General features: G+C 65.4%; 23 protein-coding genes. 18 read left to right on the top strand and 5 right to left on the bottom strand.

Annotation, left to right across the window (positions count from 1 at the left end):
- Nucleotides 1-44 precede the first annotated feature (44 nt).
- Entirely contained in the window at nt 45-1,073 is a 1,029-nt protein-coding gene (locus ACR65K_RS16030; RefSeq protein WP_440153986.1) for a LacI family DNA-binding transcriptional regulator, read from the bottom strand.
- A gap of 186 nt (nt 1,074-1,259) precedes the next feature.
- Here ACR65K_RS16030 and ACR65K_RS16025 point away from each other — a divergent pair, with 186 nt between their 5' ends.
- A complete protein-coding gene (locus ACR65K_RS16025; protein ID WP_440153985.1) occupies nt 1,260-2,426 on the top strand; it encodes an endo-1,4-beta-xylanase in 1,167 nt (388 codons plus the stop codon).
- Nucleotides 2,427-2,547: 121 nt separating this feature from the next.
- Here the strand turns inward: ACR65K_RS16025 and ACR65K_RS16020 are convergent, their stop codons facing one another.
- The gene (locus tag ACR65K_RS16020; protein ID WP_440153984.1) at nt 2,548-3,747 is read right to left on the bottom strand and encodes a mandelate racemase/muconate lactonizing enzyme family protein; all 1,200 of its coding nucleotides are present in this window, start codon (nt 3,745-3,747) and stop codon (nt 2,548-2,550) included.
- Between the two features lie 10 nt (nt 3,748-3,757).
- On the bottom strand, nt 3,758-4,801 hold the full coding sequence (locus ACR65K_RS16015; protein WP_440153983.1) for a LacI family DNA-binding transcriptional regulator: 1,044 nt from the start codon (nt 4,799-4,801) through the stop codon (nt 3,758-3,760).
- Between the two features lie 238 nt (nt 4,802-5,039).
- Here ACR65K_RS16015 and ACR65K_RS16010 point away from each other — a divergent pair, with 238 nt between their 5' ends.
- The 7 genes from ACR65K_RS16010 to ACR65K_RS15980 are packed head-to-tail and all read left to right on the top strand — an operon-like array spanning nt 5,040 to nt 12,318.
- A complete protein-coding gene (locus ACR65K_RS16010; RefSeq protein WP_440153982.1) occupies nt 5,040-6,368 on the top strand; it encodes an extracellular solute-binding protein in 1,329 nt (442 codons plus the stop codon).
- Nucleotides 6,365-7,300 carry a carbohydrate ABC transporter permease gene (locus ACR65K_RS16005; protein ID WP_440153981.1) on the top strand — a complete coding sequence of 312 codons (936 nt, stop codon included), beginning with the start codon at nt 6,365-6,367 and terminating at the stop codon, nt 7,298-7,300. Before ACR65K_RS16010 ends, ACR65K_RS16005 begins: the two co-directional genes overlap by 4 nt.
- 1 nt (nt 7,301) lies before the next feature.
- A complete protein-coding gene (locus ACR65K_RS16000; protein WP_056338109.1) occupies nt 7,302-8,207 on the top strand; it encodes a carbohydrate ABC transporter permease in 906 nt (301 codons plus the stop codon).
- Between the two features lie 31 nt (nt 8,208-8,238).
- Nucleotides 8,239-9,429 (top strand): Gfo/Idh/MocA family protein, encoded by a 1,191-nt coding sequence (locus tag ACR65K_RS15995; RefSeq protein WP_440153980.1) that lies wholly within the window; start codon nt 8,239-8,241, stop codon nt 9,427-9,429.
- Nucleotides 9,430-9,463: 34 nt separating this feature from the next.
- On the top strand, nt 9,464-10,468 hold the full coding sequence (locus ACR65K_RS15990) for a sugar phosphate isomerase/epimerase family protein (RefSeq protein WP_440153979.1): 1,005 nt from the start codon (nt 9,464-9,466) through the stop codon (nt 10,466-10,468).
- Between the two features lie 51 nt (nt 10,469-10,519).
- Nucleotides 10,520-11,218 (top strand): ThuA domain-containing protein, encoded by a 699-nt coding sequence (locus tag ACR65K_RS15985; protein WP_056338125.1) that lies wholly within the window; start codon nt 10,520-10,522, stop codon nt 11,216-11,218.
- On the top strand, nt 11,203-12,318 hold the full coding sequence (locus tag ACR65K_RS15980; protein ID WP_440153978.1) for a Gfo/Idh/MocA family protein: 1,116 nt from the start codon (nt 11,203-11,205) through the stop codon (nt 12,316-12,318). Before ACR65K_RS15985 ends, ACR65K_RS15980 begins: the two co-directional genes overlap by 16 nt.
- Nucleotides 12,319-12,351: 33 nt before the next feature.
- Here the strand turns inward: ACR65K_RS15980 and ACR65K_RS15975 are convergent, their stop codons facing one another.
- Entirely contained in the window at nt 12,352-13,503 is a 1,152-nt protein-coding gene (locus ACR65K_RS15975; protein ID WP_440153977.1) for a GGDEF domain-containing protein, read from the bottom strand.
- A gap of 145 nt (nt 13,504-13,648) precedes the next feature.
- On the opposite strand from ACR65K_RS15975, the gene ACR65K_RS15970 reads away from it, so the two are divergent.
- The 8 genes from ACR65K_RS15970 (at nt 13,649) to ACR65K_RS15935 (ending at nt 21,759) form a co-directional block, all read left to right on the top strand.
- Complete coding sequence (locus ACR65K_RS15970; RefSeq protein ID WP_440153976.1) at nt 13,649-13,885, top strand: zinc-ribbon domain-containing protein; 237 nt, start codon at nt 13,649-13,651, stop codon at nt 13,883-13,885.
- Between the two features lie 236 nt (nt 13,886-14,121).
- On the top strand, nt 14,122-15,306 hold the full coding sequence (gene rsgA, locus ACR65K_RS15965) for a ribosome small subunit-dependent GTPase A (RefSeq protein ID WP_440153975.1): 1,185 nt from the start codon (nt 14,122-14,124) through the stop codon (nt 15,304-15,306).
- Nucleotides 15,307-15,349: 43 nt separating this feature from the next.
- Nucleotides 15,350-16,075 carry an alpha/beta fold hydrolase gene (locus ACR65K_RS15960; RefSeq protein WP_440153974.1) on the top strand — a complete coding sequence of 242 codons (726 nt, stop codon included), beginning with the start codon at nt 15,350-15,352 and terminating at the stop codon, nt 16,073-16,075.
- A gap of 47 nt (nt 16,076-16,122) precedes the next feature.
- Nucleotides 16,123-17,223, top strand: coding sequence for an agmatine deiminase family protein (locus ACR65K_RS15955; RefSeq protein ID WP_440153973.1), 1,101 nt, complete (start codon nt 16,123-16,125; stop codon nt 17,221-17,223).
- Nucleotides 17,220-18,992 carry an amidase gene (locus ACR65K_RS15950; protein WP_440153972.1) on the top strand — a complete coding sequence of 591 codons (1,773 nt, stop codon included), beginning with the start codon at nt 17,220-17,222 and terminating at the stop codon, nt 18,990-18,992. Before ACR65K_RS15955 ends, ACR65K_RS15950 begins: the two co-directional genes overlap by 4 nt.
- A gap of 183 nt (nt 18,993-19,175) precedes the next feature.
- Nucleotides 19,176-20,078, top strand: a complete 903-nt coding sequence (locus ACR65K_RS15945) for a pentapeptide repeat-containing protein (protein ID WP_440153971.1) — start codon at nt 19,176-19,178, stop codon at nt 20,076-20,078.
- Between the two features lie 42 nt (nt 20,079-20,120).
- Nucleotides 20,121-21,371: a D-arabinono-1,4-lactone oxidase gene (locus tag ACR65K_RS15940; RefSeq protein ID WP_440153970.1), complete on the top strand. Its 1,251-nt coding sequence runs from the start codon at nt 20,121-20,123 to the stop codon at nt 21,369-21,371.
- A gap of 22 nt (nt 21,372-21,393) precedes the next feature.
- Entirely contained in the window at nt 21,394-21,759 is a 366-nt protein-coding gene (locus ACR65K_RS15935) for a hypothetical protein (RefSeq protein ID WP_440153969.1), read from the top strand.
- 85 nt (nt 21,760-21,844) lie between these two features.
- Here the strand turns inward: ACR65K_RS15935 and ACR65K_RS15930 are convergent, their stop codons facing one another.
- Nucleotides 21,845-22,384 (bottom strand): MarR family winged helix-turn-helix transcriptional regulator, encoded by a 540-nt coding sequence (locus ACR65K_RS15930; protein WP_056338156.1) that lies wholly within the window; start codon nt 22,382-22,384, stop codon nt 21,845-21,847.
- A 274-nt stretch (nt 22,385-22,658) separates the two neighbouring features.
- On the opposite strand from ACR65K_RS15930, the gene ACR65K_RS15925 reads away from it, so the two are divergent.
- Together ACR65K_RS15925 and ACR65K_RS15920 are read left to right on the top strand one after the other, a co-directional pair.
- Complete coding sequence (locus tag ACR65K_RS15925) at nt 22,659-23,555, top strand: hypothetical protein (RefSeq protein ID WP_440153968.1); 897 nt, start codon at nt 22,659-22,661, stop codon at nt 23,553-23,555.
- Nucleotides 23,555-23,928 (top strand): phage holin family protein (locus ACR65K_RS15920; RefSeq protein WP_440153967.1); only part of this gene is annotated, 374 nt, incomplete at its 3' end. The genes ACR65K_RS15925 and ACR65K_RS15920, both read left to right, overlap by 1 nt.

Genomic DNA, 23,928 nt, shown 5'->3' with positions numbered 1-23,928 from the left:
TATCGGACCGCTGTTCCGTCAAGGGTACGAAGCGGCAAAGGCAATCAGTTCGGGCGTGGTGGCGACGTGCTCTCCCGGAGCACCAGCCTGGTGGCCAATTCCACCCGCGGACTCTCCACGACTTCGCCCTGCACCATGCGAAGCACCGTGCGCGCCGCCAGCTTGCCCATTTCGGCGAGCGGCTGCCGCACTGTGGTGAGCGGAGGCGATGCCCAACGCGCTTCGGGAAGATCATCGAAGCCCAAAACACTGACGTCCTCGGGAACCCTTAGGCCTTTCTTGCGTACTGCCTCGTACACGCCGAGGGCCATTTGGTCACTGGCGGCGAACACCGCTGTCGGCGGGCTGGCGAGCTCCAGCAGCGTCCGTCCGGCACGGAACCCGGACTCATAATCAAAGTCACCCTCAACCACCAATGCGGGATCAAAGGCTATACCGGCAGCATCAAGGCCTGCCCGGTAGCCATCCAAGCGGGCCCGGCTGCACCACAGGCCCGGGACCCCTGCAACAAACCCGATTCGCTGGTGGCCCAGGCCGGTCAGGTGTTCAGTGGCACCCACGGCCCCGGTCCAGTTTGTGGCGCCGATGGTGGGCACGTCCAGGTCGGGCACGCCTGCAGGGTCTATTACCACCGCGGGGACATCAAGCCGCTGGAGTTCAGCCCGTAAGGATGAGTCCAGATCCGTCGTAACTAGGATTGCACCGTCGCTCGCCCTGGCGCTGACATTGTCCAGCCACTGCCGGGTTGAAGTGGGGCTTGCGCTGCGATGGATCGCTGAGACCACCGTGGACGCGCCGACCTCGTTGGCCGCCTCCTCCACTCCGCGGATGATCTCAACCGCCCAGGGGCTGTCCAAGTCGTTGAACACGAGGTCGATGAGACCAGAGCGTACAGATGGCCGGCTGCCCCGCCGCTGGTAGCCATGCTCGCGCAGCAGCGCTTCCACCCTTTCCCGGGTACGGGGAGATACATCACTGCGGCCGTTGAGCACCCGGGAGACCGTGGGGACAGACAAACCGGCCTCGGCCGCAATAGCGGAAATTGTGACTGCCGGGCGCTGGGTCTCTTGCACGCATTCCTCCTGGTTTCGCTGCCACTCTAGGTTCCCGCAACCTGGCTCCTGCGCGAAACTTTTATCGAAACCCTTGACGTGCGCTTCCGAAGGTTCCTAGTCTACAACCACTCACTTCCGGAAACTTCCGGAACTATTGGTGCGGCCTACCGCGCCGATTACTCGTACCTCAAAGGAGAGCTCTTGATGAAGGCTGCCAAGACTATCGCCGCCGCCCTTCTCGCGTCGGCGTTTGTCCTCCCCACCGCACTGCCTGCAGTCGCCGCGGAGAACGACAAGCCGCAGGCACCGGGTCTGGCCAAACAGGACACCCTGCGATGGGCGGCGCCTAAGGACATCCGGATCGGCACCGCAGTTGCCGGCGGCGGGCACCATGAGACCATGCCGTACCCCAACCCGTTCACCTTTGACCAGCAGTACCGCAGCGTGCTGGCTTCGGAGTTCAGCTCCGTCTCCCCTGAAAACCAGGCCAAGTGGGAATTCATCCACCCGCAGCGCGACGAATACCGCTTTGCCGAAATGGACGCGATCGTTGAATTCGCCCAGCAGCACGGCCAAGTGGTCCGCGGCCACACGCTGTTTTGGCACAGCCAGAACCCGGCCTGGCTGGAACAGGGCAACTTCAGCAAGGACGAACTCCGTTCCATCCTGAAGGACCACATCACCACAGTTGTTGGACGCTACGCAGGCAAGATCCAGCAGTGGGACGTCGCCAATGAGATCCTGAACGGTGACGGGTCCCTCCGGACTACGGACAACATCTGGATCCGTGAACTCGGTCCGGAAATCATCGCCGACGCCTTCCGATGGGCCCACGAAGCCGATCCGGCCGCCAAGCTTTTCTTCAATGACTACGGCGTGGAAAGCATCAACCCCAAGAGCACCGCGTACGTAGGCCTCATTTCGAAGCTCCTGGCTGCAGGCGTCCCCGTGGACGGTTTCGCCGTACAAGGGCATCTCAGCACGCAGTACGGCTTTCCCGGCGACCTGAAGGCGAACCTCCAGCGCTTCGATGACCTCGGCCTGGAAACTGCAGTGACCGAGATCGATGTCCGCATGAACATCGCTGCAGGGACCAAGCCGACTGAAGCTCAGCTGGCCAAGCAGGCCAGCTACTACCAGCAGGCCCTGGAAGCATGCCTGAGCGTCGAGGACTGCAAGTCCTTCACCATCTGGGGCTTCAATGACAAGTATTCATGGGTCCCGGTCTTCTTCAGCGGCCAGGGCGAGGCGACCGTGATGTGGGAGGACTACACCCGCAAGCCTTCGTACTACGCGCTGCAGTCCACCCTCCTGAAGGCAAACCCGGGCGGAGAGCAGCGCGACGCCCACCACCCCGCCTACCAGCAGTAGCTATTTCCCGAACAGCCAGCGGCGGCCTGGAATAACGTGTTCCAGGCCGCCTCCTGCTGTTCCCGTTACTGACGGTCAGCAGCGCCCGCCGTGAGCGCAGAGGATTGGGGACGTTGCCCTGTCACTCACCGGACGCGCTTGGCGTTGCCTGCGCCATGTTGAAGTAGGACCGGGCATCCGTGGGCCGGATATCGGCCACCACGTCGCTGAAGATCCGCATGGGATGCGGCGTGAAAGGGTGCTCGGCGATCGCGTCAAAGTCGAGCTCGATGCCCAGCCCGACTCCTTCGGGGATCATGATGTCGCCCTCCTCGGTCAATTCAAGGCGCTCGTTCGAAATCTCACTGCGCCACGGCACATCCGTGGCCATGATTTCCAGGTACCGGAAATTCGGCAGCGCCGCCCCAAGCTGCAGAGTCGCCGCCGTACTGAGTGGCCCGCTCGGGTTGTGCGGTGCGAACGGGACGTAATGGGCCGCAGCAAGCGTGGAGATGAACGAGAGTTCCAGCAGGCCGCCGGCATGGGTTACGTCCGGCTGGATATAGTCCACTGCCTTACGGGCGAGGGCTGGAACGAAGGTATTCCGTCCCATCCAGCGTTCGCCGGCCGCAATAGCAACCGGGGACTTGCTGCGCACCTCGATGAGTGCATCGATTCCGTCCGGCGGGCAGGGCTCCTCAAAGAACACCGGCTGGAACTGCTCGATTTCCCGGGCAACCCGGATGGCTGTGGGGACATCGAACCTGCCGTGTCCTTCTATGAAGAGCTCAACGTCATCGCCCACCGCCTCCCGCACCGCGGAAACGGGCTCAAGCATGCGCCGCAGGTCCCGCGGTTCAAGAATGAGGTCCGCAGCCTCGAACGGGTCCCACTTCAGTCCGCGGAAACCTTGGGCAACCGTTTGTACGGCTGCCTCGGCAAATTCTTCAGGCGTCCGGGCTCCGGAGAACCAGCCGTTGGCGTAGGCCCGAACCCTGTCACGGACCTGTCCACCCAGCATCCGGTGGACCGGGACTCCAAGGGCGCGGGCCGAAACATCCCACATGGCCATTTCAAGGGCGCTGAGTGCCGTCATGGACACCGGACCGCCACGCCAATAGGCGTCCCGGTTCACCTCATAGATGGTCTGCGTGATCCTGGTGGGGTCCTTGCCCCTGACAGCATCGGCCAGGACGGCCACCGCTCCACGGACTGCGTGCTCCTGCCCTTCGAGGGTGGCCTCGGCCACACCGGTGAGGCCTTCATCGGTCATCATCCGGACGAAGATGAGGTTGGTCCGGTAGAAGTCCACCACCACGGTATCGAGGTTGGTTATTTTCACGTGACGTCTTTCAGGCAGCCGGAGGAGCGGTGGATTCACGGACGATGACCTGCGTGGCCAGCTCAACCCGGTGCGAATCCAGGACCTCGCCGCGCACCTGGCGCAGCAGCGACCCGAGGGCCGCCCGGCCCATCTCCTCAAGCGGCTGGGCCACAGAGCTCAACGATGGCACGGATTGCTCGCCCTGGTTGGTGCCGTCGAAACCGATGAGGCTGATGTCTTCCGGAACCCTGATCCCATGGTGCCGCGCTTCGCTCAGGACACCCAGGGCAATCGCGTCGCTGCCGGCAAAGATGGCCGTGGGAAGGGAGTCGAGCTTCAGCAGCTCCCTAAACCCGCTGACCCCGCTCTCGGTCCGGAACCGGCCGCCGGACACAATGTAGCTGGGGTCCACCTTGATGCCCTGTGCCATGAGGGCGGCCATGTAGCCGTGCAGCCGCGCCTGGTTGCATTCGGCGCCCTCTATGCCGCCGATGTAAGCGATACGGCGGTGTCCCAGTCCCAACAGGTGTTCGGTGGCCGCTTTTCCGCCGGCCCAGTTGGTGGCGCCAACGCTGACAACATCCGCTGAGGGCGGATTCAGTGGGTCAATGACGACGACGGGAATCTGGCGGCGCCTGAACGCATGTAGTTGCGCCTCACTGAAGGCCGAGGTCACCACGATCATCCCAGCCCGGCCCTCTTCCAGCATCCGCTGCGCCCGGCGCTCCGGAGTGTGGCGGCCAGGGGTGGATTGACCGGTCACGCTGACCAGGATTTCGACGTCGGCGCTGGCCGCGGACTGCAGGATGCCGTTCAGGACCTGGATGGTATAGGCGGAGTCGAGCACGTCGATCACCACTTCAATCACGGTCCCGCTTTCCGCAGCGGCCCGTCGCTGCAGTGGGGACTGATACCCCGCCTGTTCCAGTACGGCAAGAATCCTGGCCCTCGTTTCGGGGGCAACGTCGTCACGGCCGTTCACCACTTTGGACACCGTGGGCGCCGAAACCCCTGCCTGCTTGGCCACGGTAGCGAGCGTGGGCTTGGTCCGCTCCGACAATCTGGTCGTCATGGGTTCGCAATCTTTCGAAGGTGGGGAAACGTTTTCATTGTGCAGAACGGCGACTTCTGGGGTCAAGGCCCATTCAGAACTCGGGCCGTGATGGAAAAATATCCTCCACGATCCCTTGACCGCGCGGCTTTTTCCCGCTTTAGTTTACAACGTGACTTATATCACCGGGTCGAAATATTTCGAACAACTGTCGAAGATGACGCCCGGAACCCGACTGCAAAATCACAATGGAGAAGCAATGAAGCAACCCCAGTCCTCCCGGCGCTCTTTCCTCGCCCTCGCTGCCCTTACTCCCTTTGCCGTTGCCGCAACCAGTGCCTGCGGGACGTCCGGCCCGGGCGCTTCCAGCGGCGGCGGGGGCGCCAGCATGTGGTATCTGTCCGGCGAGCCGAACCAGACCACGATGCAGAAGGCCGCGGACGCGTTCAGCTCGGCGAACCCGAACGACAAAATAACTGTCACCTATTTCCAGAACGACGCATACAAGACCAAGATCAAGACTGCGATCGGCGCGGGCCAGGCGCCCACCATCATCTACGGTTGGGGCGGCGGTGGCCTGAAGACCTACGCCGAGGCCAACCAGGTAGAGGACCTGACCAGCTGGTTTGACCAGAACCCGGACCTGAAGAAGAAGTTCTTCCCGTCCGTCTTCGGTGCAGCCACTGTCAACGGCAAGATCTATGCCCTGCCCAACCAGTACGTCGCCCCGATCGTCCTTTTCTACAACAAGGAACTCTTCGCAAAGGCAGGCGTCCAGCCGCCCAAGACCTGGGACGACATTATGTCTTTGGTCAAGACCTTCAACGGCATGGGAGTGGCCCCCTTCTCCCTGGGCGGGCAGTCGCGCTGGACCTCCATGATGTGGCTCGAATACCTGCTCGACCGGATCGGCGGCCCCGACGTTTTCAAGGCCATCTTCGAAGGAAAGCCGAATGCCTGGATGGACCCTGCCGTGATCGAGACCGGCACCAAAATCCAGGAACTCGTCTCCGCGGATGGCTTCATCAAGGGTTTCTCCTCCATCACCGCGGACTCCAACGCAGACCAGGCACTTCTGTTCACGGGCAAGGCCGCCATGATGCTGCACGGCTCCTGGACCTACGGTGGCATGAAGAAGAACGGCCAGAATTTCGTCCAGGACGGAAAGCTGGGTTTCGTCAACTTCCCCACTGTCGCAGGCGGCAAGGGCGATCCCAAGAACGGCGTTGGCAACCCTGCCTCGTACATGTCGATTTCCTCCAAGGCCACTGACAAGGAAAAGGAGTCCGCCAAGAAGTTCTTCAAGGACGGGATCCTGACCGACACCGTCATTGATGCCTACATCAATTCCGGCTCGGTTCCCATTGTCAACGGCATCGAGGACAAGCTGAACGGCTCCCCGGACAAGGACTTCCTCAACTTCGTCTACGGCATGGCCAAGAACGCGCCGAGCTTCCAGCAGTCCTGGGACCAGGCGCTGAGCCCCACCGCAGCCGAGGCCCTGCTGAACAACATCGACCAGTTGTTCCTGAAGTCGATCACCCCGCAGCAGTTCGCCGAGAACATGAACGCCACCCTGGGCAAATGAGTAACGCTATCTCCACCGCCCCGGGAGCCGCCGTCGGCATAAAGGATGCCAGGGAAACCGAAAAGCGCAAGGCCGCCCTGGCATGGCTGACACTGCCGGCACTGTTCTTCTTCCTGGTGTTCGCCGTCATCCCGCTGGCCGGCGTGCTCATCCTCAGCTTCACCAGCTGGGACGGCATCGGTGCCATCGGGGCGGCGGGCATGGACAACTGGTTCTCCGTGTTTGCGGATCCGGGACTGTACAACGCGCTGGGCCTGACGTTCCTGATCATGATCGTCTCCTGGCTGGTCCAGACCCCCATCAGCCTCCTGCTGGGGGTGTTCACAGCCGGAAGCCAGCGCTACCGGGCCGCCCTGGCTGTGCTGTACTTCCTGCCCCTGCTGCTCTCATCCGCTGCTGTCGCCATCGCCTTCAAGGCCCTGCTGGATCCCAACTTCGGCCTGGCAACCGGACTGGGGTTGCCGTTCCTGGCGCAGGACTGGCTGGGAGTGCCGCACCTGGCGCTCGGCCTGGTCATCTTCGTCATCGCCTGGCAATTCGTCCCGTTCCACACCCTCATCTACCAGGGCGGCGTGCGGCAGATTCCGAAGTCGCTCTACGAGGCGGCCCAGATCGACGGGGCCGGGACCATCAAGCAGTTCTTCCACATCACCCTGCCCCAGTTGAAGTACACCATCATCACCTCGTCCACGCTGATGGTGGTGGGGTCGCTGACCTACTTCGACCTGATCTTCGTCCTCACCGGCGGCGGCCCCGGAAACTCCACCCGGATCCTGGCGCTGGACATGTACCTGCGGGGCTTCCGGGCCAACCTCATGGGCCCGGCCAGCGTCATCGCCGTCATTCTCGTCATCATCGGCCTCGGTCTTGCCTTGTTCCTCCAGCGTCTTGGCGGCAAGGACAAGCAGGGCAGCCAATTGGAAGGTTTGTAGGGTGAGCACCGTATTGAAAAGCAATACGCAGGAGGCCCGGAGTGGAACCATGGGCGGCTCCATGGTTCCCAAGCGGGGCCTCGGCCAACGGCTGAGCCGGCTCAACATCCCGGGAGGACTGGGCGGCTGGATCTGGCTGGCCATCATCATCCTGCCGGTCTACTACGTGGTAATCACCAGCCTTAAGACGCAGGCGGGGTACTTCGGCCAGAATCCCCTGGCCCTCCCGACCTCTCCGACGCTGGAGAATTACCAGCTGGTCCTTGAGGCCGACTTCGCCACGTACTTCATGAACAGCGCCATCGTCACGCTCGGTTCCGTGATACCCACCGTGCTGATTTCATTCATGGCCTCGTTCGCGATCGTCCGCGGCAGCGGGCGGTTCCTGAAGCTGGTCAACGGCATGTTCCTCATGGGGCTTGCCATCCCGCTGCAGGCCACGATCATCCCGATCTACCTGATGATCATCCGGCTCAACCTGTACGACAGCCTGCTGGCTCTGATGCTGCCGTCCATCGCCTTTGCCATCCCGCTGACCGTGCTGATCCTGTCCAACTTCATCCGCGACGTCCCGAACGAACTGTTCGAGTCAATGCGGCTGGACGGCTGCAGCGAATGGCAGACCATGTGGCGGCTCGCCCTGCCCCTCACCCGCCCTGCCATCGTGACCGTGGCCATCTACAACGGCCTGCATGTCTGGAACGGGTTCCTGCTGCCGCTGGTCCTCACCCAAAGCCCGGGCCTGCGGGTCCTGCCCCTGGGCCTGTGGAGCTTCCAGGGCGAGTACAGCGTCAATATCCCGGCCGTCCTCGCCTCGGTGGTGCTCAGCACGCTGCCCATCCTGGTGCTTTACGTCATCGGCCGCCGCCAGCTGCTGGCAGGCCTGACCGCCGGCTTCAGCAAGTAACGCCCGGGCGCTTACAGAAAGGACTTTCAACATGACCGCTGCCAAGCCCCTGCGGGTCGGCATGGTGGGCTACGCCTTCATGGGTGCAGCCCACTCCCACGCCTGGCGCACCGCACCGCGGTTCTTCGACCTGCCGCTGCAGCCACAGCTCACCGCGGTGGCCGGCAGGAATGCCGACGGCGTCCGTGCCGCGGCAGACAAGCTCGGCTGGGACTCGGTTGAGACCGACTGGCGGCGCCTGATCGAGCGTGACGACATCGACCTCATCGACATCTGCACCCCCGGCAACACACACGCCGAGATTGCCATCGCCGCCCTTGAAGCGGGCAAGCATGTGTTGTGCGAAAAGCCGCTGGCCAACTCCGTGGAGGAGGCCGAACGGATGACGCTCGCTGCGGAAACCGCCGCAAAGAACGGCGTCTTCTCCATGTGCGGCTTCAGCTACCGCCGCACCCCTGCACTGGCCCTGGCCAAGCGGTTCGTGGAACAGGGCAGGCTCGGCGAGATCCGCCACATCCGCGCCCAGTACCTGCAGGACTGGCTCTCCGATGCCAATGCCCCCATGACCTGGCGGCTGGACAAGAGCAAGTCCGGCTCCGGCTCCCTGGGTGACATCGGAGCCCACAGCATCGACGCCGCGCAGTGGGTCACCGGCCTGAATATCAGCGGGGTGTCGGCAATGCTGGAAACCTTCGTCCGGGAACGCCCGCTGGCCGGCGACCTGGTGGGCCTTGGCGGCCACGGCGACCTCAGCAGCGACGCTCCGCGCGGGGCGGTCACCGTTGATGACGCCGCCATCTTCAGCGCAAAGTTCGACGGCGGTGCCTCCGCGGGTGCCATCGGCGTCTTTGAGGCGACGCGCTACGCCCTGGGCAGGAAGAACGCCATGCGGCTGGAGGTCAACGGCACAAAGGGCTCCTTGGCCTTTGACTTCGAGGACATGAACGTCCTGTCCTTCTATGACGCTGCCGAATCTCCCGACGCCGGCTTCCGCCGGATCTTCGTCACGGAACCCGAGCACCCCTATGTGGGGAACTGGTGGCCCACCGGCCACGGCCTGGGGTACGAGCATGGCTTCACCCACCAGGTGGTGGACCTCGTCACGGCCATCGGAGAAGGCCGCCAGCCCGAACCGTCCTTCGCCGACGCCCTGCAGGTACAGCGGGTCCTCGCCGCGGTGGAGTCCAGCGCCGCCAACGCCAGCCAATGGCAAAAAGTCTGAGCGGCACCGAACTTCAAGCAACCAAGGAATACACATGACACGACCAATCACGCTGTTCACCGGGCAGTGGGCCGACCTCCCCTTTGAGGAAGTGGCGCGGCTTGCCGGCGAGTGGGGCTTTGACGGGCTGGAGATCGCCTGTTGGGGCGACCACCTGGACCCGCGCCGGGCTGCGGAGGACGACAACTACCTCCAGGGCCGGCTGGACATCCTCGAGAAGAACAACCTCAAGGTCTTCGCCATCGCCAACCACCTCACCGGCCAGGCCGTCTGCGACGACCCCATCGACGAACGCCACCAGGGCATCCTGTCAGCGGAAGTCTGGGGCAACGGCGAACCTGAAGGAGTACGCCGCCGGGCGGCGGAAGCCATGAAGGACACCGCCCGCGCGGCCGCGCGGCTCGGCGTCAAGACCGTGACAGGGTTCACCGGTTCCTCCATCTGGAAGGCCGTCGCCATGTTCCCGCCAGCCTCCCAGGCAATGATCGACGCCGGCTACCAGGACTTCGCGGACCGGTGGAACCCCATCCTGGACGTCTTCGACGAAGAGGGTGTCCGGTTCGCACTCGAGGTCCACCCCTCCGAAATCGCCTACGACTACTGGACGGCGAAGCGGACGCTTGAGGCCACCGGCCACAGGGAGAACTTCGGCCTGAACTTCGACCCCTCCCACTTCATCTGGCAGGACCTGGATCCGGTGATGTTCCTGCAGGACTTCGCGGACAAGATCTTCCACGTGCACGTCAAGGAATCCGTCCGCCAACTGGATGGCCGCAACGGCCGCCTGGGCTCGCACCTCGCCTGGGCGGATCCACGGAGGGGCTGGGACTTCGTCACGGCAGGACACGGGGACGTGCAGTGGAACCGGATCTTCCGGACCCTGAACGCCATCGGCTACGACGGCCCCACCAGCATCGAATGGGAGGATGCGGGAATGGACCGCCTCATCGGCGCCCCCCAGGCGCTGGCCATGGTCCAGGACCTGGCCCGGATCGCCCCGCCGGCAGCCGCCTTCGACGCCGCCTTCGCCAGCCACTGACCCCTGCTCGTTCCGGCCGGCAGAGCCGGCTGCCAAACAAAGGAAACTTCAATGACCGAACGCAAGAATGCCCTGGTGGTCCGGGGCGGCTGGGACGGCCATCAGCCGTATGAGGCCACCGAGCTCTTCATCCCCTACCTGAAGGACAACGGCTATGACGTCCGGGTGGAAGAAAGCCCCAAGGTCTACGCCGACGCTGCCTACATGGCCGGCGTGGACCTGATCATGCAGTGCATGACCATGTCCACCATTGAAAAGGACGAGTTCGCCGGACTGCGGGCAGCCGTGGAGAACGGCACCGGCCTGGCGGGGTGGCACGGTGGAATCGCCGATTCCTACCGGAACACCTCCGACTACCTGCACCTGATCGGCGGACAGTTCGCATGCCACCCCGGCAAGCACCCGGACGAGTGCGTCGGCGAGCAGTCGGACAACTATGTGCCATACACGGTCAACATGCTGCCCGCAGCCGCCGAACACCCCATCACCCAGGGCATCAAGGACTTCGACCTGGTGACCGAACAGTACTGGGTCCTCTCCGACGACTACATCGACGTCCTGGCCACCACCACCCAGAAGGTCCGCGAATGGGACCCGTGGAACCGTGAAGTGACCTCCCCCGCCATCTGGACCCGGCAGTGGGGCAAGGGCCGGATCTTCGTGACCACCCCCGGCCACCGCGTGGAAATCCTGCAGGACCAGAACGTACGCACCATCATTGAAAGGGGCCTGCTGTGGGCAAGCCGTTGAAAGTCGGAATCATTGGCTGCGGAGCCATCATCGCCCAGTACCTCACCAATTTCCGGCGGCTGGACCAGGTCCAGCTGGTAGCCGTGGCGGACCTGGATCCGGCACGTGCCCAGGCGGTGGCGGATGACTACGAGGGCGTCCGCGCCCTGTCCGTGGATGAACTGCTGGCTGCTAACGACGTGGACTTGGTCCTGAACCTGACCATCCCCGCCGCGCACGCGGACGTGGCGCTGAAGGCGATCGCGGCGGGCAAGAGCGTGTACGGCGAAAAGCCGCTGGCCGCCACAACTGCGGAGGCACGCCAAGTGCTGGACGCAGCACGCCAGGCAGGCGTCGTCGTCGGCTGTGCCCCTGACACCGTGTTGGGCACCGGCATCCAGACGGCCCGCAAAGCCATCGACGATGGCCTCATCGGTGCCCCCATCTCGGCGTCGGCCACCATGGTGACTCCGGGCCACGAGCGCTGGCACCCAAACCCTGACTTTTACTACCAGCCCGGCGGCGGGCCCCTTTTGGACATGGGCCCCTACTATGTCACCGCCCTGGTGACGCTGCTGGGCCCCGTTGTCTCGGTGCTGGGCGCAGCCAGCCATACCCGCAACGAGCGGACTATCGGATCCGGGCCGAGGCAGGGTGAAAAGGTGCCCGTCACCATCGACTCCCACGTCACTGGCATCCTGGTCCACGCCTCCGGGGCGCTCTCCACCCTTTTCATGAGCTTCGACGCCGTGAAGTCCAAGTCGCCCAACATCGAGATCCACGGCGAGCGCGGATCCCTGGTGGTACCGGATCCCAACCACTTTGACGGCGACGTCCAGCTGTTCTCCCTGGGCGCGGAGGACTGGGAAACCCTTCCCGCTTCGGCAGGGTACGTCGATTCCGGCCGGGGATTCGGCATCGCGGACCTGGCCGCCACTCCCCAGGGCAAGGAACCCCGCGCGGGCGGTGCCCTGGCCTACCATGTCCTGGAGGTCATGGAATCGGTCCTGAAAGCCGCCCACAGCGGCATGACGGTGAGCATCCAAAGCACCGTTGAGCGGCCGGAAAGCGTGGCGCTGACCGTCCTGGCCGAGCAGGCAGACGCCCTTCAGGCCAAATAACCATCCGGAACCGCGCCGCCCGTCGCAGGGGAGCTAATGCACACCATCGCTGCGGGCGGCGCGGTTTCTCCCCAGGGACTTCGCCCTGTACAGGGCCGCATCAGCCGCGGCGATGAGCTCCTCAACATCCGAGGTCCCGCCGTCATAGGTGGAAATGCCGTAACTCGCGGTGGGCATCTCCATTCCGGCCGGCGCAACCGCCCCGGCCATGCGCCTGCTGATTTCCCCGGCAATCGTCTCGGCCCGTTCGGCGCTTGCGCCAGGCACCAGGATGACGAACTCTTCCCCGCCGTACCTCCCGGTCAGGTCGGTGGAGCGCACGGTTGCAGCGCAGGCGTCAGCGAAGGCCTGCAATGCGAGGTCTCCGGCGGCATGGCCGTAGGTGTCGTTGACAGTCTTGAAATGGTCAAGGTCCGCCAGGATCAGGGCTCCTGAGCCGCCGGTAATGGAGCGGTCCGCCAGCTGCTCCCCGGCCAGGTCCAGGAAGGCCTTGCGGTTCAGGAGTCCGGTGAGGTCGTCGCGGCTTGCCACCACGCGCAGGGCCCGCGTCTGTTGTTCGGTGCTCAGCGCCGCCATGCTGAAGGAGACCACCACCAGCAGCACCATGGTCAGCAGGGTGGTGACGGCGGATCCAAAGATGGTGACGAAGATCCTGCCCTCAGGCCCCTCGGCCAGAAAGGCCAGCCAGCGGAAGAAGTAGAAAACGCTGAGCCCTCCGGCAGCCATCGCCAAGGGGATGCGGACGCGTGAATAACCCGGCTCAAGGCGCCAGAGTTCACGTGACGCCAACCCGATGGTCAGGCTCATGGCGGCGAGGAACACTGGGCCGCCGGACCAGGTGTTGGTGGCGGGATGGTCCAGCAGGGAGGCCACCAGGGTGACCAGCGGAACGCCGGTGAAGGCCCACTTGGGCGGCCGCACGGTCCGCAGGGAGCGGGCCCCGGCCCACACGGCGACGCCGCCGTGCACCAGCAGGGCGTTCCCCACCGGGTTGGCCCACACCTGGTGGGCTGTGCCGTCCAGCAGGTAGCAGCCTGCCCCGGAGAGGAAGAACAGCAGGGCGCCGCACCACCAGGCGCTGTAAGGCGAGCGCGTCAACCGGTAGGCGGCAAAGTAGAAGAGGACCACCAGGACAAGGGCCATGAGGCCAAAAGCGATGCGGAGGGTCGCCGTATCCAGAACCATCTGCCAGTAGCCCCCCAAAGCCCCGATGTTGCCTCACGCAAGTATTGCATCCACCAACATGGTGCAGAAGACCCCTTACCCCCGCCGGGACTCCTCAAACCCACCTAGGCTGGCAGGTAAACCACGGGACCACGAAAGGCATGACATGCTCCTTCTCTTCGGTTTCAAGACCGTCCACAAGGCCCTCCCAGGGCGGGCGGCAACCTGCAGTAACTGCGGCGCCTTCATCCACCATCTCCTGGAAGAGCAGGCCACCAGGTTCACCCTGTTCTTCATTCCGGTACTCACGGTGTCGCGGAAATTCCGCATCACCTGCACCAACTGCGGCTACGTTTCGTCCATTACTGGACGACAGAAACGGGCACTGGAACTTCGGCGGTAGCCCTCTGGACCCCGGCATCGGGGGCCGCTAGAGTGGGACGCGTTCCCGCCCTGCCGCTTCCCGGCAGGAGGACCGGAACCCGCACGAGGGAATGGAGGTGGTTTTGATGACTGCTGTTGCCGCGCGCCGTGAGCGCCCCGCATCCACCACATCAACCATCCCGCCCGGCTGCATTCGCGTTTCCTGACGCTGCGCGTCCAACCGCCAGTGCACCGGGGATATCCAAGGAAACCACAGTGCATACTTCTTCAGGCAACCCCCTGGACACCACCAACGAACACAGCGACAGCACCGCAAACAGCGATCCGATGCAAGGCGGGGCCTTGTCCGCCTACGGCTACACACCCGCCGTGGCCCACTATTTCGATCAGCACCCCTGCCCGGGGGCAACTGCACCCGGGCGGGTGGTGCGCGTGGACCGCACCCTGCTGCTCGTTGCCGTCGACGACGGGCTCCTGCACCTGCCATACCCCCTGTCCGGCGGGCAGGCCGTCACCGGTGACTGGGTCTGGATCGGCCCAAACCGGGCGGGCGACCGGCAAATCCTGGCCGTCCTTCCCCGACGCTCCGAGCTCAGCCGAAAACGGGCATTCGAGGACTCCTCCGCCGCCCAGGTCCTGGCCGCGAACATGGACACGGTGGGGGTGGTGGTGCCCGTGGACCGGCCCCTCACTCACAACCGATTGGAACGCACCCTCGTCGCCGCATGGGATTCCGGCGCCACTCCCCTGGTGATCATCACCAAGGCAGACCTGGCAGAGGTGGCGGACGACGTCGTCGGGAAAGTCATCCTGCAGGCGGCAGGTGTGGAGGTGGTCACCACGTCGGCCGAAAACGGGGACGGGATCGACGAACTGATGGGGCAGATTCCGACCGGCGGGACCATCGTGCTCCTGGGGCCGTCCGGTGCCGGGAAATCCACGTTGATCAATGCCTTGGTGGGCCGCCAGGTCCAGGAAACCGGGGAGGTGCGGTCCGGAGATTTCAAGGGCAAGCACACCACCACTGCCAGGGAGCTGGTGCCGCTGTCCAACGGGACGGTGCTGATGGATACGCCCGGCGTGCGCGGGTTTGGGCTGTTCGACGCCGGCGAAGGGCTGGACGGGATGTTCGGCGACGTCGAGGAACTGGCCGCCGGTTGCCGGTTCGCTGACTGTGCGCACGGTACTGAGCCCGGCTGCGCCGTCCGCGAAGCGATCCACAGCGGCGCCCTGGCAGAACGCCGCTGGAATTCGTATGTGAAGATGCAGCGGGAACTGGCGGCACTTGCACGCCGATCCGACGTCGCCGCCCAGCGCGCCTACCACCGGGAGTGGCAGCAAAAAGTGGTTGCGGCGGGCAAATCACAACGCTGGGCCGAGCGCGAGGCCTCCGAACGCGGGAGCCGGACGGGAGGCAAGGACCGGAAGCGGAAGCGATAGGACAAGACGCTTCCGTGTTGGGGGCGGGGAGTAGGGTTCGGTCATGGACATCATCCTGGTACCCGGTTTCTGGTTGGACGCCTCGTCGTGGGATGGGGTGACACCTGCCCTGGAAGCAGCAGGGCACCGGCCCCGCCCCCTCACCCTTCCCGGCAAGGAATCGGCGGAGGCCAGTCGCGTGGGTATCAACCTGCAGGACCACATCGATGCAGTGGTGCGGGTCCTGGATGGCTTGCCGGCCAAGGCGGTCCTGGTGGGCCATTCCGGCGGCGGTGCCATCATTCACGGGGTGGTGGATGCACGGCCGGAGAAGGTGGAACGCGCCATCTACGTGGACAGCGGACCGCTGGGGGAAGGCGGCGTCATCAACGATGAGCTGCCGGCGGAGGGGGACGATGTGCCGCTGCCGCCTTGGGAGAGTTTTGACGATGCCGATCTGGTGGATCTCACCGACGGGCTGCGGCAGGCCTTCCGGGCCCGGGCTGTTCCCGAGCCCCGCGGCGTGGCCTGCGGCAGGCAGCACCTGCGTGACGAGCGGCGCTACAGCGTGCCCGCCACCGTGATCGCCTGCGAATTCCCGTCCGCCATGCTCCGGGAGTGGATCGCGGCCGGCAGTCCGTTCGTGGCGGAACTGGCAAAGGTGCGGGAGGTGGAATTCGTCGACCTGCCAACAGGGCACTGGCCGCAGTTCACCAAACCGGACCAACTGGCGCATGCCATCCTGGCGGCGGTGGACCGGACGGCCACGGGCACGGCGGGCACGGCTTAAAACGAAACACTCTTGCGCCCGCTCAGCGCCGAACCCATAATAAATGAATGGCATTCATTTATTCGACAGTCAGGGACAGCGCCGCCCTTGATCACGTTTCCACCGGCACCACTGCCCGCATGCCCGCAGAGTGGGAGGCCCACCAGCGCACCTGGATGGCGTTCCCGCCACCCAATGACACGTTCGGCCCCGTCGGAAGCCCCACCCTTGACCGCGCACGTGCAGCCTGGACCAGGGTGGCACAGACCATCGCCCGGTACGAGCCCGTCACCGTGGTGGCTGACCCAAGGGACGCCACGGCCGCGAGGGAATGGCTGGGCGGCGGCATCGACGTCATGGAGCTCCCGCTCGATGACGCGTGGCTGAGGGACAGCGGCCCCACGTTCGTGCACCAGCCGGACGGCTCACTGGCTGCCGTTGACTGGATCTTCAATGGCTGGGGCGCGCAGGAGTGGGCGGCCTGGGCCAAGGACCAGCACGTCGCCCGGACAGTGGCCGCGGGCGCCGGAGTGCCCGTCCGGCCAAGCGCCCTGGTCAATGAAGGCGGCGGATTCCATGTGGACGGCGAAGGCACCGTCCTGTTGACCGAGACAGTCCAGCTGGATCCCGGCCGCAACCCCGGCGCCACCAAGGAGTCGGTGGAAGCGGAAGTCCACGGCGCCCTGGGCACCACCAAAGCCGTCTGGCTTCCGCGCGGACTGACCAGGGACTACGACGAGTTCGGCACACGGGGCCACGTGGACATCGTGGCAGCCTTCGCCGGCACAGGCACCATCCTGCTGCACCGCCAGGACGATCCCGCACACCCCGACCACGCCGTGTACCTGCAGCTGAAAGCCGTCCTCGCCGGCGAACTGGACGCCCAGGGCCGGCCGCTGCGCATCATCGACGTTCCGGCCCCCACAGTCCTTCGTGACGAGGAAGGCTGGGTGGACTGGTCCTATATCAACCACTACGTGGGCAACGATGTGGTGGTGCTCTGCGGCTTCGACGATCCCAACGACGCCATTGCGGCCGGGATCCTGGAACGTGCCTATCCCGGCAGGACGGTGGAGCTGGTGGATGCCCGGGACATCTTCGCCTTCGGTGGCGGCATCCACTGCATCACCCAGCAGCAGCCGGCCGCCAAGGACGGGGGCGCACTGTGAAGCTGGCCGAAACGCAGGCTCCGCTGCCGCTCAACGAAACGTTCAACGTTGTGGAGGCCGGCATCGCGCAGCTGCGCGCCGCCCTGGACTCCGGCCAGATGACCAGCGAGGAACTGGTCCGGCTCTATCTCGAACGCATAGAGAAGTATGACTCCTCGGGCATACGCCTGAACGCGCTGGTGGTGATGAACCCGGACGCCATCACCGAGGCACAGGCGTCAGACCGGCGCCGCGCCGCCGGCTTCACGCTCAGCCCCCTCGACGGCATCCCCTACACGGCTAAAGACAGCTACCAGGTGCAGGGTCTCACGGTCGCCGCCGGCTCACCGGCCTTCAAGGACCTGGTGGCCCAGCGCGACGCCTTCACCATCGAACGGCTGCGGGCCGGCGGCGCGGTCCTGATCGGACTCACCAACATGCCGCCCATGGCCAATGGAGGTATGCAGCGTGGAGTATATGGGCGGGCGGAAAGCCCCTACAACGAGCACTACCTCACCGCGGCCTTCGCGTCCGGGTCGTCCAACGGCTCAGGTACCGCAACTGCCGCCAGTTTCGCCGCTTTCGGACTCGCAGAGGAAACCTGGTCCTCGGGGCGGGCACCCGCGTCCAACAATGCGCTCTGCGCCTACACCCCCTCCCGCGGCGTCATTTCCGTCCGCGGCAACTGGCCACTTGTCCCCACCATGGACGTGGTGGTTCCGCACACCCGCACCATGGCCGACCTGCTGGAGGTCCTGGACGTAGTGGTGGCGGACGATAGCGAGACCCGCGGGGACTTCTGGCGCGTCCAGCCCTGGATCCCGGTACCCAAGGCATCCGCTGTCCGCCCGTCGTCGTACATGGACCTCGCGGTGCGGGACGTTTCCGCGGCCGCAGGCGTGCTGGCGGGTAAGTGCTTCGGTATCCCCCGGATGTACATCAACGCGGACCCGGACGCCGGGACCTCGGAGGCACCCGGCATCGGCGGCCCCACAGGCCAGCGGATCGAAACACGCCCGTCCATCCTGGAGCTCTGGAAAGCGGCGCGCCGTGACCTGGAAGCCGCAGGCGCGGACGTGGTGGAGGTGGATTTCCCGGTGGTGTCCAATTATGAAGGCGACCGGCCCGGTGCGCCGACCATTGCCACGCGCGGACTGGTGTCACCGGAATACCTGCGGCGGGAGATCGTGGACCTGTCTGCCTGGGCGTGGAATGACTTCCTTGATGCCAACGGCGACCCTGGCCTGAACCGCCTTGCCGACGTCGACGGTTCCGCCATCTTCCCAGCCCCCGAGAGCGCGCTGCCGGACCGGTACGACGGGTTCGACGACGACATCGCGGACTACCCCGCCTGGATCCGCGACAACGGGGTTCCCGTCCTGGCCAATATTCCGCACCTGCCCCAGGGGCTGGCAGGTCTCGAGGAGACCCGCAGGGTGGACCTGGAGGAGTGGATGGACCGGCTGGGCCTGGATGCAGTGGTGTTCCCGGCAGCCGCCGACGTGGCCCCAGCGGATGCGGACGTCAATGAAGGCTCTGCGGACATCGCCTGGCGCAACGGCGTTTGGGTTGCCAACGGAAACCTGGTTCCGCGCCACCTTGGCATCCCCACAGTCACGGTTCCCATGGGCATCGCTTCCGATATCGGGATGCCCGTGGGCCTCACCATTGCCGGCAGGGCCTACAGCGACACCCAGCTGCTCCGTATAGCGGCGGCCTTTGAAGCCACCGGAAGCCGTCGCGTTCCTCCCCCGCGCACCACGCCGGCAGGGGATACCAAAAACAACTGACCGATCCCCGCAGCAGCGGATACTCTGGACGCAGTGATTCTCATACATTGCCTTTGATGTCCAGCAGTCCGCAGTTCCCGTCATCCCAAGCAGGAACGGTGATTCCGCGTGTCCCGGAGGGGAACCCAGCGATGGGTTCCCCTCCGTCCCGCACCCCTATCGGAACCACCCTCGGGAGCCATCTTGAAACCCACCAACCCTCCTTCCGCTGCGATCTCCCCCGGCCAGCCCGCCCTTCGGCCTGACTGCTCGCAATGCTTTGCATTGTGCTGCACTGCCTTCGGGTTCACCCGCTCGGCCGACTTCGCCATCGACAAACTGCCGGCCACGCCATGCCCCAACCTGGCAGCGGACTTTTCCTGCACCATCCATGACCGGCTCCGGCCCCGCGGCTTTGTTGGCTGCACGGTCTTTGACTGCTTCGGCGCCGGCCAGGCCGTCAGCCAGCGGTTGTTCGGAGGCACCAGCTGGCGGGAGGACCCGGCATTGGCGCCGGATATGTTCGCGGCCTTCAAAGTCCTGCGCCAGCTGCACGAAATGCTGTGGCTCCTAGGGCAGGCCGGGGCGAAGGCCTACGGCCCGGAGACTGCCGGGGATGTGCGCCACCTGCAGGCCATGGTCCGGGACGTTGCAGAGGGTCCCCTCGACGACGTCCTGGCCGCCGACGTCGGATCCCTGCACGTCCAGGTAGGCGACGCACTGCGCTGGGTCAGCGAGGAGGTCCGCGCGGGCTACTTTGACGACGACCCGCGCCTTGGCCGGCTCCGGCCCGGTGCGGATCTGGCCGGGGCAGACCTGCGCGGCGTGGCGCTCTGCGGTGCCGACCTTCGCGCCGCCTGCCTGATCGCCGCGGATTTCCGGGGCGCGGACCTTACGGCGGCGGACCTGCTGGGGGCCGACCTGCGGGATGCGAGGTTCGACGACGCCGACCTTACCAACGCGCTCTTCCTCACCCAGGCACAAATCACCGCGGCCCGCGGCAGCGCTTGCACCCGACTCCCCGCCGGTCTTGAGCGGCCCGGCCACTGGCTGGGCGGTGCAACCCCGCCCGCACCGTGGAAGCTTCTTGACACGGGCAATTGTTAGCGCTGACAGTTGGAGGAAACCGACCCCAAGCGAAAGCCACCGATGAAGAACTGGGCAGGAAACCTCGAATACTCCTCCGCGGATGTCCGGCGGCCGGAATCCGTAGCGGAACTGGCGGACATCGTGGCGGCCGCGCCCCGGGTCAAGGCCCTGGGTTCCCGGCACTCCTTCAACCGGGTGGGTGATACCGACGGCGTGCACATCCTCCTCGATGCCCTGCCACAGCAGGTGGACCTGGACGCAGCCAAGGGCACCGTGCGCGTCAGTGGCGGAGTGAGCTACGGGGCGTTATGCCGGACGTTGGAGCAGTCCGGGGTGGCCATCCATAACCTGGCCTCGCTGCCGCACATCTCGGTGGCCGGTGCGGTGCAGACCGGCACGCACGGCTCAGGGGTGGACAACCCTTCACTTGCCGGCGCCGTGGAGTCCATCAACCTGGTCCGGGCCTCCGGAGAGCAGGTCACGCTCACCCCGGCGGACGGGGACGAGTTCCTCGCCAGCGTGGTGGGCATCGGCGCCCTGGGCATCGTCACCGGACTGGAACTGGCCGTGCGCCCCAGCTTCAGGATGCGCCAGCGCGTCCTGGAGGATCTCCCCTGGGACAACGCCCTGGCCGATTTCAGCACCATCGTATCCAGCGCCTACAGCGTGAGCCTGTTTACTGACTACACCGGCGACAGGATCAACCAGGTCTGGCTCAAGGCACTTGATGAAGAGCAGCCGCTCGCCAATCTGTTCGGTGCCACCGCCGCCCTCAACCCCCGGCACCCGCTGCCGGACATGTCCGCCGAGAACTGCACAGTACAGCTGGATGAGCCCGGGCCGTGGCTGGACCGGCTGCCGCATTTCCGGCACGAATTCACGCCCAGCAACGGGGACGAACTGCAAAGCGAGTTCATCCTTCCCCTGGAGCACGCCCCCGCCGCCCTCCAGGCAGTGCGCGGGCTTGCCGGACAACTGGCACCACTGCTCTTCGTCTCGGAAATCCGCACCGGCGCTGCCGACGAGTTCTGGCTCAGCCCCTTCTACCGGCAGCAGAGCGTGGCCCTGCACTTCACCTGGAAACCGCTGCAACCGGAAGTGGAAGCCTTCCTCCCGGTCCTGGAAGAGGCCCTCCGGCCCTTCGGGGCCCGCCCGCACTGGGGCAAGCTCTTCACTCCGGACAGCCATGACTGGGAGAAGCTGTACCCGCGCTTCGCCGACTTCCGTTCCTTTGCCGCCCGTCATGATCCGGACGGCAAATTCCGGAACGCACTCCTGGACAGCATCCTGGGCGTCCCGGCCCGCCGGTAGGCACCGCCGGTACGCTGGAGGAATGACTTTCCGCACCGCCGTCGTTACCGCCGCTTCCCTGTCCACCGCCCTGTTGCTGCTGACCGGATGCGGCGCCGTAGGGGAAGCCGCCGGCAATGCGGCCAGCGACGCCGCCTCCAAGGTTGCCTCGGCCGCCGCCCAGGAGGTCAACCGGCAGATCTGCTCCGTGGTACAGGACGGCCTGGTCAGCGTGGAGGACCGCCAGGCGCTGGCGGGCCTCGTCTCGGCGGCATGGACAGCAGGGGTTCCGGCGGAAATTACGACGCCGTTGGGCCAGATTGCGGAGGCCGGAGACCAGGTGCCAACAGAGTCCGTCCGCGCCCTCAAAGATGCCTGCCAGGCCTATGAGCAGGAAGACAAGGGTTAAGTAAAAGCAGTGGCCGGTCCGAAAGGTCCGGCCACTGCCTTTCCTGCTGATGATTCCGGCCGGACTCTCAGTTCCGGCAAGGAGTTCAGTTCTGGCGGGGCTGGTCCCAGCTCCGTGCGCCGCCTGCCCGCCCGGCCTGCGGCCGGTGGCCGTGCCCGGCCCGGTGTTCGGGCGGGGCAAACGGGACAACACCGGTATCACGGCCCGGCGGTACTGCGCGGACAAACTTCGTCAGCTCCTCGCGGAGTACATTCCACGCAATGTCCGGGTCATCCGGGTAAGCGTTGACCTCGGCCTTCCGTGCGGCTTCGACGGCGGCTTCGCCGGCATCGGTGAGCTCCACCTTCAGCTGCCTTCGGTCCGAAGCCTGGCGCACCCTGGTGATGAGTCCGGTGGCTTCAAGCCTGGTGAGAACCCTGCCCAGCGTCTGGCTTTGGACCCTGATCGCGTCGGCGAGCTGTTCCTGGTTCAGTGGGCCCCCCATCAGGCCTTCCAGTGCAATAACAGCGGCACGGGTGAGGCCAAGGGGGGCCAGTGCATCGTCCTGGCGCCGCTGGATCAGCCGCGCCGCCAACGTGATAAGGCGGTAGCTGCTCCGGGCGTCCGGATCGAGATTGCTGGTCATCGGCCGCGGCCTTCCTATAGGTGGCGAAGTGCTGGTCACCCTGCGTCGCTACACCCCTACAATAAGCATGCTTAGCAACCTGTTCGCAAGTAGGCTTACTATCCACCTCGCCCCGGGGCCCGCGTCAGGCGCCCCGAACTTCAAACAGCAGGACATTGCCCCTTGCAATCGAAATGAGAAGTGTGCTTAGTATCTAGTTAGTAACCTTGCTTACTAAGTTGCCAGCACTGCTGGTTCTTGTTCGCCAGCTAACCCTTTCTGAAAGAGAGTGATGATGACAGAGAACCAATGGCCCCAGACTCCGCGCACCACAACCGACCCGGCCGTCGTCGATCCATACGGCGCAACCGAGGCAGTACCCGGCCAGACCTCCTACACGGGAACCTCAGCCGACACCTCCAAGACGCAGGCGGCGAAGGAGGAGGCTTCCAACGTTGCCGGTGAAGCTGCATCTGCCGCCCAGGGAGTAGCCCAGACGGCCAAGGGTGAGGCCGCGAACGTTGCCCACGAGGCCAAGGCCAACGCCCAGGACCTGCTCCACCAGGCGAAGTCGGGCCTGACCAGCCAGGCCGGTACGCAGCAGCAGAAGGCCGCCGAGGGCATCCGCAACATCTCCAGCCAGCTGCACAGCATGGCCAGCGCACCGGACCAGCAGGGCATGGCCAGCGACCTCATCCGGCAGGCAGCCGATCGCACGTCCTCCATGGCGTCCTGGCTGGAGAACCGGGAGCCGGGTGACCTCCTGAACGAGGTCCAGCGGTTTGCCCGCAACCGGCCCGGAACGTTCCTGCTCCTCGCCGCCGGCGCCGGCGTCCTGGCCGGACGCCTCACCCGCGGCCTGACCGCAGGCGCCCCCGGCTCGCAGGGGCAGGTCCAGGCCTCAGGCCAGCAGGGTTTGGGCCAGCACCGCGCAGTGCAGTCACCGCCCGTAGCGCCCCTGCACCCGGAGACCGTGTACGCAGCCGGAACCGATGACCTCTTCGCTGAGCCGACGGTAGCCAGCGGCGCCCCGGTATCCACCAGCACCCTGCCCTCGGGGACCGCCGAGGAGACCCCGCTTCGGTTTGATGACGACCCCTACCGGGCCGAAAACGGCGTCTACAACGACGACGAGCCGTTCGGCAGCGAAGGCACCTCCGGCACCGGCCGCCGCGGCACGGGTGGTCTGTGATGAGTAGCCAGATTCCGGAGATGCCGCCGAGTGAGGCGCATATGAAAGCGGACAACGCGTCGCTGGGCGAGTTGCTGGGGGATGTGACCCGGGACCTGTCCACCCTGATGCGCCAGGAAGTGGAGCTGGCCAAGGCCGAAGCGAAGCAGTCCGCCACCCGCGCAGGGAAAGGCGCCGGCATGCTCGCCGGCGCCGGCGTGGGCGGCCACTTCGTCCTGCTCTTCCTGTCCCTGGCCCTGATGTGGGCCCTCGGGGCCATCATGCCCCTGGGCTGGTCCGCGCTGATCGTCGCCGTCATCTGGGGCATCATCGCCGCGGTCCTGGCCTCCATCGGCCGCAAGGAACTCAAGCAGATCAAGGGCCTGCCCCAAAC

It is taken from the genome of Arthrobacter sp. SAFR-179 (assembly GCF_059414945.1).
Note: the sequence above shows the minus strand (reverse complement) of the source record. Positions and strands in the feature narration are given on the sequence as shown.

What these genes read in the sequence shown, in the direction of transcription:
- ACR65K_RS16025 (WP_440153985.1), top strand. Translation starts at nt 1,260, where the DNA reads ATGAAGGCTGCCAAGACTATCGCCGCCGCCCTTCTCGCGTCGGCGTTT.
- ACR65K_RS16015 (WP_440153983.1), bottom strand. Translation starts at nt 4,801, where the DNA reads ATGACGACCAGATTGTCGGAGCGGACCAAGCCCACGCTCGCTACCGTG.
- ACR65K_RS16010 (WP_440153982.1), top strand. Translation starts at nt 5,040, where the DNA reads ATGAAGCAACCCCAGTCCTCCCGGCGCTCTTTCCTCGCCCTCGCTGCC.
- ACR65K_RS16005 (WP_440153981.1), top strand. Translation starts at nt 6,365, where the DNA reads ATGAGTAACGCTATCTCCACCGCCCCGGGAGCCGCCGTCGGCATAAAG.
- ACR65K_RS15995 (WP_440153980.1), top strand. Translation starts at nt 8,239, where the DNA reads ATGACCGCTGCCAAGCCCCTGCGGGTCGGCATGGTGGGCTACGCCTTC.
- ACR65K_RS15990 (WP_440153979.1), top strand. Translation starts at nt 9,464, where the DNA reads ATGACACGACCAATCACGCTGTTCACCGGGCAGTGGGCCGACCTCCCC.
- ACR65K_RS15985 (WP_056338125.1), top strand. Translation starts at nt 10,520, where the DNA reads ATGACCGAACGCAAGAATGCCCTGGTGGTCCGGGGCGGCTGGGACGGC.
- ACR65K_RS15975 (WP_440153977.1), bottom strand. Translation starts at nt 13,503, where the DNA reads ATGGTTCTGGATACGGCGACCCTCCGCATCGCTTTTGGCCTCATGGCC.
- ACR65K_RS15970 (WP_440153976.1), top strand. Translation starts at nt 13,649, where the DNA reads ATGCTCCTTCTCTTCGGTTTCAAGACCGTCCACAAGGCCCTCCCAGGG.
- ACR65K_RS15960 (WP_440153974.1), top strand. Translation starts at nt 15,350, where the DNA reads ATGGACATCATCCTGGTACCCGGTTTCTGGTTGGACGCCTCGTCGTGG.
- ACR65K_RS15955 (WP_440153973.1), top strand. Translation starts at nt 16,123, where the DNA reads ATGGCATTCATTTATTCGACAGTCAGGGACAGCGCCGCCCTTGATCAC.
- ACR65K_RS15940 (WP_440153970.1), top strand. Translation starts at nt 20,121, where the DNA reads ATGAAGAACTGGGCAGGAAACCTCGAATACTCCTCCGCGGATGTCCGG.
- ACR65K_RS15935 (WP_440153969.1), top strand. Translation starts at nt 21,394, where the DNA reads ATGACTTTCCGCACCGCCGTCGTTACCGCCGCTTCCCTGTCCACCGCC.
- ACR65K_RS15930 (WP_056338156.1), bottom strand. Translation starts at nt 22,384, where the DNA reads ATGACCAGCAATCTCGATCCGGACGCCCGGAGCAGCTACCGCCTTATC.
- ACR65K_RS15925 (WP_440153968.1), top strand. Translation starts at nt 22,659, where the DNA reads ATGACAGAGAACCAATGGCCCCAGACTCCGCGCACCACAACCGACCCG.